12 protein-coding genes are annotated in these 11,876 nt (G+C 66.3%); 4 read left to right on the forward strand and 8 right to left on the reverse strand.

Annotation, left to right across the window (positions count from 1 at the left end; translation table 11 throughout):
* Positions 1-15: 15 nt before the first annotated feature.
* The 3 genes from DU475_RS03710 to epmA form a co-directional block, all read right to left on the reverse strand.
* The gene (locus tag DU475_RS03710; protein WP_013502698.1) at positions 16-276 is read right to left on the reverse strand and encodes a hypothetical protein; all 261 of its coding nucleotides are present in this window, start codon (positions 274-276) and stop codon (positions 16-18) included.
* 157 nt (positions 277-433) lie between these two features.
* On the reverse strand, positions 434-1,525 hold the full coding sequence (locus DU475_RS03715) for a lysine-2,3-aminomutase-like protein (protein ID WP_164630755.1): 1,092 nt from the start codon (positions 1,523-1,525) through the stop codon (positions 434-436).
* Positions 1,522-2,616, reverse strand: a complete 1,095-nt coding sequence (gene epmA / locus DU475_RS03720) for an EF-P lysine aminoacylase EpmA (RefSeq protein WP_205524209.1) — start codon at positions 2,614-2,616, stop codon at positions 1,522-1,524. Before epmA ends, DU475_RS03715 begins: the two co-directional genes overlap by 4 nt.
* Positions 2,617-2,714: 98 nt before the next feature.
* Between epmA and efp the strand changes: the two genes are divergently transcribed.
* Positions 2,715-3,281, forward strand: a complete 567-nt coding sequence (gene efp / locus DU475_RS03725; RefSeq protein WP_013502701.1) for an elongation factor P — start codon at positions 2,715-2,717, stop codon at positions 3,279-3,281.
* A 78-nt stretch (positions 3,282-3,359) separates the two neighbouring features.
* Here the strand turns inward: efp and DU475_RS03730 are convergent, their stop codons facing one another.
* On the reverse strand, positions 3,360-4,265 hold the full coding sequence (locus DU475_RS03730) for a lipid kinase (protein WP_349644157.1): 906 nt from the start codon (positions 4,263-4,265) through the stop codon (positions 3,360-3,362).
* Between the two features lie 290 nt (positions 4,266-4,555).
* Here DU475_RS03730 and DU475_RS03735 point away from each other — a divergent pair, with 290 nt between their 5' ends.
* From DU475_RS03735 to DU475_RS03745, 3 genes are all read left to right on the forward strand, one after another.
* The gene (locus DU475_RS03735; RefSeq protein WP_164630761.1) at positions 4,556-5,785 is read left to right on the forward strand and encodes a lytic murein transglycosylase; all 1,230 of its coding nucleotides are present in this window, start codon (positions 4,556-4,558) and stop codon (positions 5,783-5,785) included.
* A gap of 18 nt (positions 5,786-5,803) precedes the next feature.
* A complete protein-coding gene (locus DU475_RS03740) occupies positions 5,804-6,922 on the forward strand; it encodes an FUSC family protein (RefSeq protein ID WP_164630763.1) in 1,119 nt (372 codons plus the stop codon).
* A gap of 83 nt (positions 6,923-7,005) precedes the next feature.
* Positions 7,006-7,296, forward strand: a complete 291-nt coding sequence (locus tag DU475_RS03745; RefSeq protein WP_013502705.1) for a hypothetical protein — start codon at positions 7,006-7,008, stop codon at positions 7,294-7,296.
* A gap of 157 nt (positions 7,297-7,453) precedes the next feature.
* Here the strand turns inward: DU475_RS03745 and recJ are convergent, their stop codons facing one another.
* The 4 genes from recJ to glpX form a co-directional block, all read right to left on the reverse strand.
* Positions 7,454-9,295 (reverse strand): single-stranded-DNA-specific exonuclease RecJ, encoded by a 1,842-nt coding sequence (gene recJ / locus DU475_RS03750; RefSeq protein WP_164630765.1) that lies wholly within the window; start codon positions 9,293-9,295, stop codon positions 7,454-7,456.
* A 214-nt stretch (positions 9,296-9,509) separates the two neighbouring features.
* Positions 9,510-10,238, reverse strand: coding sequence for a haloacid dehalogenase type II (locus tag DU475_RS03755; RefSeq protein WP_164630767.1), 729 nt, complete (start codon positions 10,236-10,238; stop codon positions 9,510-9,512).
* Between the two features lie 177 nt (positions 10,239-10,415).
* Positions 10,416-10,859 carry a GNAT family N-acetyltransferase gene (locus DU475_RS03760; protein ID WP_164630769.1) on the reverse strand — a complete coding sequence of 148 codons (444 nt, stop codon included), beginning with the start codon at positions 10,857-10,859 and terminating at the stop codon, positions 10,416-10,418.
* Between the two features lie 12 nt (positions 10,860-10,871).
* The gene (glpX, locus tag DU475_RS03765; protein ID WP_013502709.1) at positions 10,872-11,876 is read right to left on the reverse strand and encodes a class II fructose-bisphosphatase; all 1,005 of its coding nucleotides are present in this window, start codon (positions 11,874-11,876) and stop codon (positions 10,872-10,874) included.

Genomic DNA, 11,876 nt, shown 5'->3' on the forward strand with positions numbered 1-11,876 from the left:
TGCCGCGGTTCGCCCTCAGCAGCCGCGGCAAATGCTCTTGATCTTGCGGTCGAGCGCCGCATCGGCCGGGTCGATCTGATCAATCCTCTGTTCCGGCGGGGTGTCGTCCCGTCGCGGCTGCCGATGCCCGATCGGCGCCTGCCGGACGTCGGCCCCACTAATTGAAGATCCCGGAGAGGTCGTCGAACCGCCGGCACCGGCACTGGTGCCGGATTGCGCCAACGCCGCTCCGCCACTCAGCGCCAGGATTACGGCCGCGATCATTACAGGTTTCATCGGAGCTCTCCTTCCATCCAAGCTGCCATCGCGAGGCTTTCAGCGCACGCTCCGGCATCGCAGCGGTCTACGTCGGCCAATGGTCCCGCCCGACACGACACCAACTCATCACCCCCGGCCCGGTTGCCGGACTTGCCTTGCGACAGCGAACCGCCGCTTATCCCGACCGCGGCGGATACAGATGGACCTCGCCGCAATAGTCGGCGACACGATAGCGCGAATTCGGATCGGTTCCATCGGCGTCCAACAAATAATTGGGGCCAACCGGCGCCTTGCCATAGCCGCCGGGAATGTCGAGCACGTATTCGGGCTGGCAAAGTCCGGACACATTCCCGCGCAGCGCGCGCATCAGCGCCTGACCTTCCGCCAGCGTGGTACGCAGATGCGCGGTGCCCGGCGCCAGATCGCCGTGATGCAGGTAGTAAGGCTTGATCCGGCATTCCACGAAGGCGCGCATCAGAGCCTCCAGCGTGTCCGGGTCGTCGTTCACCCCACGCAGCAAGACGGACTGGCTCACCATCGGAATCCCGGCGTCGATGATCCGGGCGCACGCCACGCGGGCAGCAGCGGTGAACTCGCGCGGGTGATTGGCGTGCAGCGCCAGCCAAGTAGTCTTGCTGGGCGTGCGCAGCGCCTGCACCAGATCGGGCGTGATCCGCGTCGGATCGGCGACCGGCAGTCGGGTGTGGAAGCGGACGATCTTGACGTGCTCGATCGCGGCAAGCTCCGCCATGATCTCGCTGAGCCTGCGCGGCGACAGCATCAAGGGATCACCGCCCGTGAAGATCACTTCCCAGATCTCGTCATGCGCGCGGATGTAGTCCAGCGCCGCCGCGGTCGCCTCGCGCGACAGCGCGTTGTCCTTGCCGGGCCCGACCATCTCGCGGCGAAAGCAGAACCGGCAATACACCGCGCAGACATGCACCGGCTTGAACAGCACGCGGTCGCGGTGCCGATGCACAATGCCTTCCACCGGCGCGTGCGCGGCATCGCCGATCGGATCGTCGCGTTCGAATGCCAGCGACGACAGCTCTTCGGCGCGCGGGATGTACTGCCTCGCGATCGGATCGTCGGGGTCATCGCGATCGATCAGCGCCGCGACCGCCGGCGTCACCGCGACCGCATAGCGCGCCGCGACCTGCTCCAGCATCGGGCGATCATCCGCTGAGGCGAAGCCCTCGGCGATCAGTTCGTCCGGATGACGCAACGTCGCCGACGCCGGAGTATTCAGTTGGGTGACCTTGGTCATGCGCCCTCGCCTGCCGGCGGCGTCCACACCACCTGATCGATCGTGGTTGCGCCGGCCGCCAGCATCACCAGCCGGTCGAAGCCGAGCGCAACGCCGCTGGCCTCCGGCATCTCGGCGACCGCCGCCAGAAAAGCCTCGTCGAGCGGATAGCGCTCGCCGTAACGCCGCTCCTTCTCGTCCATCGCCGCGACGAACCGCGCGCGCTGCTCGCCCGCATCGGTGAGTTCGCCGAAGCCGTTGGCGAGTTCGACGCCGCAGGCATACAGCTCGAAGCGTTCCGCGACCCGCGGATCGTCCGGTTTGGTCCGCGCCAGCGCCGCTTCGGGCGCCGGGTATTCGCTCAGCACCGTCAACCGCCCATCGCCGAGCCGCGGCTCGACATGCTCGACCAGAACCTTGCTGAAGATGTCGGACCAAGTGTCGTCATCGACGATCCGCACGCGTGGAGCTGCCGCGTGTGCCAGCGCCGTGCGATCTCCCTCACCTTCGGCGATCGTGGCAAGCAGATCGATGCCGGCAAAACGCGCGAACGCCCCAGCCACGGTCAAACACTCGGGCTCGGCCTGCGGATCGGCGCGCCGCCCCCTGAACGAGAACGTATCGATGCCAGTGGCCCCGGCCGCGACGCGGACCAGCGCCACGCAGTCGTCGATCACCTGCTGGTACGGCGCCTCGGCGCGATACCACTCCAGCATGGTGAACTCCGGCAGATGCACCCGGCCGCGCTCGCGGTCGCGAAATACCCGGGCGAGCTCGAAGATTCGCGTCTCGCCAGCCGCCAGCAGCTTCTTGCAGGCGAATTCCGGCGAGGTCCGCAGGTATCGGGAGCGCCGCTCGCCGTCCGGTCCCAACAGTTCAGTGCGCGGGGCGTGCAGATGGGTCTCGTTACCGGGCGAAATCTGCAGGATCGCGGTCTCGACCTCGGTAAAGCCCGCCGTCTCGAACCAGGCCCGCACCGACCGGGTCACCGCCCCCCGCGCGCGCAAAAATGGCTGTCGGTCCAGATACCTATCCCTGTTCCACCAGGGCGACGGGCCGGATTGCTCCTTCACCTCAAGTCGCCCCCGCGCGGCCGCGCAAAACACTGGCATCAACGCCACAAATCAGTATGTTGCGCCCCGAAACCGTTTCGGCCTCGGGATACCAACGCCCGGATCGGGCCCGGACCTGAACGACAGGAAACATTCCTTTGAGAGTCATCGCCAGTTCTATTCGCAAGGGCAACGTCCTCGAGCAAGATGGGAAGCTTTACGTCGTCCTGTCTGCCGAAAACATCCATCCCGGCAAGGGCACGCCCGTCAGTCAGATCGAAATGCGCCGAATCAGCGACGGCGTGAAGATCTCGGAGCGCTACAAGACCACCGACCAGGTCGAAAAGGTCACCATCGAAGAGCGCAATTACACCTTCCTGTACGAGGATGGCGAAGGCTTCCACTTCATGGAGCCGGAGTCCTATGATCAGGTGCAGGTCGCAAAAGACGTCGTCGGCTCTTCGGCGCCGTACTTGCAGGAAGGCATGGTGGTGAAGCTGTCGATGCACGACACCACTGCCGTCGCCATCACCCTGCCCCAGCGCGCCACGCTCGAAGTGGTGGAGACCGAGCCTGTGACCAAGGGCCAGACCGCGTCGTCCTCCTACAAGCCGGCGGTGCTGTCGAACGGCGTCCGCACCCAGGTTCCGCCGCACATCGGCACCGGCACCCGCATCGTCGTGCTGACCGAAGACGGCTCCTACGTCGAGCGCGCCAAGGATTGATCGAGCTCAGCCTCGCCGATTGCTGCCAAAGCCCGCCGCATACCGGCGGGCTTTTTCGTGGCTTCGCTCTTTGCAGGCTCAACGGCGCGGCGGGACGTCTTTCGGGACGAACACGCTGACGGCCTTCTGCAGCAGCTCGAACCGCGCCGGCGTGAAGGTCACCAGCTCACCGTCCGCGTTGACCGGCCGCGGCTTGCGGGTGCGGATTTCGAACGAGGTGCCGCGGGCGGCGCGTACTTCGCTCCACAGTCCATGCTGCCCCTTTCGGAAGTCATAGGCGACCGCGAGTAGCTTCCACACTTGCGCGAATTCCAGCGAATATAGATCGAATTGGCCGTCGTCGATCTCGGCGGTTTGCTCGACCGCCATGCCGCCGCCGTAGTAGCGGCCGTTGCCGACCGCAATCTGCATCGTCTTCACCCGCACATCCTCGTCGGCCGCCACGATCGTCGCGCGGAACGGCCGTGCCTTGCTCAGCACTTTCGCGGCAGTCAGCGCATAGCTGAAACGACCGAACCGACGCTTACTTTCGCCGCTGAGCTCCCGCGCCAGATCGGCGCTGAGCCCGACGCTGGCGACATTGAAAAACTTGTGACCGTTGACCTCGCCCAGATCGATGGTCTTGCGGTAGCCGGCGACGATGACGTCCGCAGCGGCCTCCATGTCGAGCGGCAGACCCAACGTTCGCGCCAGATCGTTGGCGGTGCCGGCCGGAATGATGCCGAGTGGCAGCCCGGTTTTCACCAGTGCCGGTGCCGCCGCGTTCAGGGTGCCGTCACCGCCCGCGATCACCACCGCTGCCGCGCCATCCGCATTGGCCTCGATCCACGGCGCAACCTCATGCGGACTGCTCGGCGCGGACACGACCAGATCGAATCCGGCCGCACTGAGACGGGAACCCGCTACACCGACCGCCTGACCGCCGGAGCGACTGCCGCGATTGATCACCATCAGCAGCCGCTGCAGAGCGGTCGGTTGCGGGATACATGGCTCCGGATCGGCCGCCCCGCGGGCCGTAAGGTCGTCGGTGTCCGGCGGTGCCTCGAGCTGTTGGTCCACCTGCTATCCTCGTTCGAGCGGTCCGCGAGATCGCGCCGCGTGCGAACCTTGCGGATCTCGATGGTCACAGGTGTGTGTCGATCACGGCGGTACAAGAGCACAGGCAGAGACATCGTGTCGCTGGCGTCCCGTCGGAACCATTTCCCCTCTGCCCGGCGCTCGATCAGCGGCCATCGGCTTTGGCGGTCGGCGGCAATCCCGCTAGACTGTCGCGCATGCCCGATCGCGATTCCTTTCATTCGCCGACCCGCCGTCGCCTGCTGCAAACTGCGCTCGGCGCAGCCGTGATGCTGCCGGCCGCGGCTCACGCGGCTGCGTCACCCGATTTCGACCGGTGGCGCGATGGGTTTCGCGCCAAGGCGCTGGCCAAGGGCATATCGACCCGGACCTGGGACCGGGTGATGGGCTCGATCGAGCCCGACATGTCGGTGTTCGCCAAGCTGAAGAAGCAGCCCGAGTTCCACGAGCAGCTCTGGCAATACATCAACCGCCGGGTGTCGGACTGGCGCATCACCGCCGGCCGCGAAGCGCTGCGCAGGAATGAAGCGCTGTTCGGGCGGATCGAGCGCGATTTCGGCGTCGAACGCGGCACGCTGCTGGCGCTGTGGGGGGTCGAGAGCGCCTATGGCGATCCTCTGGTGCAGCAGAACCACATGCGTCCGGTGTTTCCGTCGCTGGCGGCGCTGGCCTGGCGCGAACCGCGGCGGCGAGCGTATTGGGAAACCGAACTGATCAACGCACTGCGGATTGTCGACAAGGGCTGGTCTACGCCGGAGGAAATGCGCGGCTCCTGGGCCGGCGCGATGGGCCACAGCCAGTGGATGCCGGAAGTGTGGCTGAACGTCGGCATCGACTATGACGGTGACGGCCGGGTGTCGCCGTTCGGCCGGCCCGACGACGCCCTGGGCTCGACCGCGAAGTATCTGGTCCGCCGCGGCAAGTATCAGCGCGGCGAGCATTGGGGCTACGAGGTTGAAGGCCCTGGCGGCGCAGCCAGCGGCCGGCGCACTTACTCGGAGTGGTCGCGTTCCGGCGTCACCCGCGCCGACGGCCAGCCGTTCCCCAATTCCTCGGCCAGCGCGACGATGTGGGTGCCCGTCAAGGGCGGCCCGACATTCCTGATCGGGCCGAACTTCTACGCGGTGAAGAGCTACAACCCGTCGATGAACTACGCACTGGCGATCTGCCATCTCGGCGACCGCATTCTCGGCGGCGGTCCGTTCGTGCATCCGTTCCCCGGCTCGGAGCGCGCGCTGACGCTCGCCGAGGTGCAGGAGATGCAGACGCGGCTGACCCGGGCAGGCTTCGACACCGGCGGCACTGACGGCCGGGTCGGCAACGACACCATGAAGGCGATCCGCGACTTCCAGCTCAAGACCGGCCTGCTGCCCGCCGACGGCTACGGCGGGCTGAAGGTGCTGGCACGACTGCGGCAGGGTGGATAGAGACCGCAGGCTTCGTCGATGCTTCAACATCACTGGACGTGGCACCGGATCAAGGCGCTGGCGCAGGAGGAGTGGCGCGCGCTCGTCACCTTCAATCCGAGCGACCGGCCGTGGCAGATGCCGTTCTCGGCGGCGCTGGCGGCCGGCGTGCCTATGCTGATCGGCGCGTATTTCGATCATCTCGACTATGGCCTGATCTCGTCGCTCGGCGGCATGGCGTTTCTGTACCTGCCGCGCACGCCGCTGCACCATCGCATGGTGTCGATGATGGCGGCCGGCTTCGGCTATGCCGCCTGCTACACGCTCGGACTGATCGTGCATCTGCTACCCTGGCTCTTGGTGCCGGCGCTCACCTTCACGGCGATCCTGGTGACGATGCTCTGCCGGTTCTATCGGATCGGCCCACCCGGCAGCATGTTCTTCGTGATGGCCGCCGCGATCGCCGCCTATACGCCGGGCGATCTGATGCAGCTACCGCTGAAGGCGGGGCTGTTCGTGCTCGGCAGCCTGCTCGCCACCCTGATCGCGATGATCTACTCGGTGGTGGTGCTGCGGATCCGTGATCCGCTGCCGGTGCCGCCGCTGGCGACCGACGATTTCGAGCACGTCGTGCTCGACGCGGTGGTGATCGGCGTATTCGTCGGCGGCGCACTGGCGCTGGCCCAGGCGCTGCAGCTCGAGCGGCCGTATTGGGTGCCGGTGAGCTGTCTCGCGGTGATCCAGGGCCTGTCGGTCCGAGCGGTCTGGAACCGGCACCTGCACCGTCTGCTCGGCACGGTGATCGGACTCGGCCTCGCCGCCGTGCTGCTGGCGCTGCCACTGGAGAAATGGAGCATCGCCTTCGCGGTGATCGCGCTCAGCTTCATCATCGAGACCGCGGTGATCCGGCACTACGGATTTGCGGTGATCTTCATCACCCCGCTCACCATCTTCCTCGCCGATGCCGCCACGCTCGGCCAGGAGCCGGTGCACCAGATCATCGAGGCGCGGTTCATAGATACCGCGATCGGCTGCGTGGTCGGCCTGATCGGCGGCGTCTGCCTGCACAATCCTGCGTTTCGCAAGGCATCGGCCGGCTTGATCCGCCGGCTGCTCCCGGCCTATCTGATCCCCGCCAAGCACGACCGGGGCGATTGACCGAAAGTCAGGGTTTTGCCGTGGCCGAGCCGTGGAATAATACCCTTCCGCCCTTTCTTCAGGATGTATCGCCGGATTGAGCCATGACCGACGTGCGCCCGCAGGCCGAAACCTTCCAAGCTCCGCTGGACGAAATCGTCTGGAACACCACCTTCCGCCGCGGCTTCGCCGAGGCCCGTTCAGGCCGTACCCCTCGATATGACGACGAGGTGATGTTCCAGGACGGTCTGGCATGGGTTTACGAATGGGGCCGCCAGTTCGCCATCCTCGCCCCGCCCGACCTGCCGCTGGTGCTGCCGGAAGAAGGCGCACTCAATCCGAAAGCGGTCGAGCTGTTTCGGGAATTGGTGATGCAGGGCGAGATCTGTACTTAGCTTCAAGCATCCCCGCTCATCTGACTGCAATTCACGTCATGGCCGGGCTCGCCCCGGCCATCCATCGCTCTTGAAAGATGGATCGCCGGATCAAGTACGGCGATGACGGCAGTTTAAGGATTCAGCTTGTCATCCACCGTTCGAGATCTCGCGCTCATCACCTGATCATCGTGGGCCCGGCGTCGGGCACCGCGACATCGATGACACGGAGCTGCACACGCTCGGCGCCTTGCCAGCGGTCGACGCTGAGACAGCCGGCGACGTGCAGGGTCTGGCCACGGTTCTCGGTGAGAGCATTGCCGAGCTTCTGGCCGATGCTGCGGAACGCGATGCCGTTGACGGTCGCGCCATCGCCGGCCTTGAAGCGCAGCCGCAGATGCGACTGGCCGACCTCGTCGGCATAGACGAGCTGATGCGCCGGCAGCGCGACGATCGGCTCCGGATTGCCGGCACCGAACGGCCCTGCCCGGTTCAGCGTCGCCGCCAGTTCCGGCGTGACGCCGCGCGCCGAAACCGCGCCGTCGATATACAGCTCGTTGACGTGGCGCGACTTGGCGACGTCGCCGGCGAGCGTCGTCTCCAGCCAGGCGCGGAATTCGGCGAGCCGCTCCTTCCGCAGCGTCACGCCGGCCGCCATGGCGTGGCCGCCGCCCTTCAGCAGCAGCCCATCGTGCACCGCCTGGCGCACCGCCTTGCCGAGATCGACGCCGGAAATCGAACGGCCCGAGCCGGTGCCGATGCCGCCTGGCTCCAGCGCGATCGCGAATGAGGGGCGGCCAAATTTCTCCTTCAGCCGCGACGCGACCAGCCCGACCACGCCGGGGTGCCAGCCTTCGGACGCGGTGACGATCACCGCGCCCTTGTCCTCGAGGCCGAGCGACGCCAGCGCTTCGGCTTCCGCCTGGGCCTCGGCCTTCTGTTCGATCTCGCGGCGCTCGCTGTTGAGGCGGTCGAGCTCGGCGGCGATCCGGGCGGCTTCGGAAACGTCGGATTCCAGCAGCAGCCGGACGCCGAGATCGGCGCGACCGATGCGGCCGCCGGCATTGATCCGCGGCCCGAGCATGAAGCCGAGATGCCACGCCTCCGGCGGACCATTCAGCCGCGCCACATCCATCAGCGCGGTATGGCCGACGTGATCGCGGCGGCGCATCGCGATCAGACCCTTGGCGACGAAGGCGCGGTTCAGCCCGATCAGCGGCGCGACGTCCGCCACGGTGCCGAGCGCGACGTGGTGCAGCATGTCCAAAAGATTCGGCTCGGGCCGCTCGGTGCTCCAGAACCCGCGATGCCGCAGCTCGCGATTGACCGCGACCAGCGTCATCAGCACCAGGCCGACCGCGGCGAGATGGCCAAGCCCGGACAGATCGTCGGGCCGGTTCGGGTTGATCAGCGCCTCGACCTCGGGCAGCTCGTCGCCGCATTGATGATGATCGATCACCACCACGCTCATCCCGAGCCGGCGCGCTTCGGCCAGCGGTTCGAAGCTGGTGGTGCCGCAGTCGACAGTGATCAGCAGCGTCGCGCCCTTGCCGGCCAGCATGCGGATGGCGTCGATGTTCGGGCCGTAGCCTTCGAAGATCCGGTCGGGAATGTGGATCAACGGATCGAGCCCGCAATGGCGCAAATGCCAGGCGAGCAAAGCCGACGAGGTCGCGCCGTCGACGTCGTAATCGCCGAAGATCGCCACCTTCTCGCTGCGTAAAGCGGCATCGGCGATCCGCTTGGCACCGGCTTCCATCTGGGTGAGCGACGCCGGGTCGGGCATCAGCTTGCGGATGGTCGGGTCGAGAAAGTCCTCGACCTGATCGATCTCGACGCCGCGCCCGGCCAGCACCCGCGCCAGCATCTCGGGCAATTGATAGCGCTGCACCATCGCCTGCGCCTTCGCAGTGGCGCGCGCGTCGAGCCGGTCGCGCCACGCCTTGCCGGTGGCCGAGCGGGTCACGCCGAGAAACGCCGGCACGATTTCGGGCGGCAATGTGGAGATGGGAGGCGTCATGGTCCGCGCAGATAAGCACGAAGCGCCGATGGCGCAAACCGAGGCAGCGCGTCCCAGGGCTTTTCGCTCACAACCTAAACGGTGTCGTCATCCTGAGGCGAGCGAGGCGAACCTCGAAGGATGCGGCGGCGACCAACTTGTGGCTCATCCTTCGAGGCCGCCGCTGCGCGGCGGCGCCTCAGGATGACGGCGTGCTCGTGTGGCGGATCTGCCTTTAACACCCCAGCGCGTCGGCCACTCCGTTGAGATCCTCCGCCACCACGGTCCAGTCGCCGGTGGCCTCGAAGTCGAGCTTCTGCAGCGGGCCGTATTCGGTCGGGCGCGCGATGAAGGCCGTTTTCAGGCCGAGCGCCTGCGCGGCGGCCAGATCGTTGTTGTGGGCGGCGACCATCATCACCTGCTCGGGCGGCAGATTGAGCAGCCTCGCAGCGCCGAGATAGGTCTCGGGATCGGGCTTGTAGTGTCCGAATACGTCACCGCCGAGGATCAGATCCCACGGCAGCCCGGCATTCTTCGCCATCCGAGTCAGCAGTCCGACGTTGCCGTTCGACAGCGGGCTGATGATGAACTTCGACTTCAGTCGCGTCAGTCCGGAGATCACGTCCGGCCACGGCTTCAGTCGATGCCAGCCGGTGGTGATGTAGGTCAGGTCATCGTCGCCGAGATTGTCGAACCCGAACTGCGGTGCGAGCTGCTCCAGCGAGCGGCGGTGCAGATCATCGAGCTTGATGAAGCCGCGCGACGGGTTCTTCCGCACCTCATCCATCGACGGCACGTATGCCTGCCGCCACGCATCGACCAGCCCGGTCCAATCGCCATTGAGGCCACGCCGCGCCGCATAGGCCGTCAAGTCATCGATCAGGCTGGTGCGCCAGTCGACCACGGTACCGAACACGTCGAAGATCAGGGCTTGCACGTTCGTCGGTTCGGCTCTTCCGGCCATCATTGTCCTCCCTTGCGACGTATTCAGTCGTCGCTTCCTGCCTGCTTGTCTTTCTCTCGCCCTCTCGTGTCATTCCGGGGCGTGCGAAGCGGCAAGCCGGAATCTCGATAGGCAAGTAACAGGCTTCAGATTCCAGGCTCGCCCACAGCTACGCCGTGGGCGCCCCGGAATGACGCGTTAAAACACCTTCCGATACTGCATGAAGCCGGAATCCTCGGCAATGCGGTCGTAAAGCAGCCGTGCGGTGGCGTTGCCGGTCTGGGTCAGCCAATGCACGCGGCTGCAGCCGTCCGCTTTGGCACGCGCGTACACGGCTTCGATCAGCTTGCGGCCTAGGCCGAGCCCGCGGGCGGTGTCGGCGACGAACAGGTCCTGCAGATAGCAGTAGTCACCGGCCGTCCAGCACGATCGGTGGTAGATGAACTGCACAATGCCGGTGAGCTTGCCGTCGACATAGGCGCCGAGCAGATGCATCGGCTCGGCGGGATCGTGAAACCGCGCCCAGGTGACGTCGGAGACCTCGGGTGCAAGGGTCGCCTTGTAGAACTCGAGGTAGCCGGCCCACAGCGGCTCCCAGGCGGCCCGCTCGTCGGGGCCGACGGGACGAATCTCGACGGCCATCCGACGATCTCCTTAATCCAGGTGAAACTTCTCGAACTGGCGGTGATCGGCCTTGATGTAGCGCACCGTGCCGGTGACCGAACGCATCACCACGGTCTCGGTCTGGATCACGTCCTTGCGGAACTTGACGCCGGACAGCAGCGAACCGTCGGTGACGCCGGTCGCGGCGAACAGGCAGTCGCCCTTCACCATGTCCTCGATCTGGTACACGAAATTCGGATCTTCGATGCCCATCGACTCGGCGCGGTTGCGCTTGGAGTGGGTGTCGAGCAGCAGCCGGCACTGCATCTGGCCGCCGATGCAGCGCAGCGCCGCCGCGGCCAGCACGCCCTCCGGCGCACCGCCGGTGCCCATGTAGATGTCAACGCCGGTATTGTCCGGATCGGCGCAGTGAATCACGCCGGCGACGTCGCCGTCGGTGATTAGCTGGACGCCGGCACCGGTGGCGCGGATCTTGGCGATCAGCTCGGCGTGGCGGGGCCGGTCGAGCACCAGCACGGTGATATCGTGCACCGACACGTCCTTGGCATTTGCCAGGCGGCGGATGTTGTCTTCGGGGGGCGCATCGATGTCGATCAGGTTCTTGTCGTAGCCCGGGCCGATCGCGATCTTCTGCATGTAGACGTCGGGCGCGTGCAGCAGCGTGCCGCCTTCGGCCATCGCCATGGTGGCGATCGAGCCCGGCATGTTCTTGGCGCACAGCGTGGTGCCTTCGAGCGGGTCGACCGCGATGTCGACCTTCGGACCGGCGTCGATGCCGGCGCCGACCTTCTCACCGATGAACAGCATCGGGGCTTCGTCGCGCTCGCCCTCGCCGATCACGATGGTGCCTTCGATCGGCATCTTGTTGAGCTCGCGGCGCATCGCGTCCACCGCGGCCTGGTCGGCGCCCTTCTCGTTGCCGTGGCCGCGCAGCCGCGCAGCCGACACCGCAGCGCGCTCGGTCACGCGCACGATCTCCAGCGTCAGGATGCGCTCCAGCAGCAATTGCGGCGGAACGGAAATGGTGGTCGACAT

This window comes from Rhodopseudomonas sp. WA056, assembly GCF_010906995.1.
GTDB classification, from domain to species: Bacteria; Pseudomonadota; Alphaproteobacteria; order Rhizobiales; family Xanthobacteraceae; genus Rhodopseudomonas; species Rhodopseudomonas palustris_G.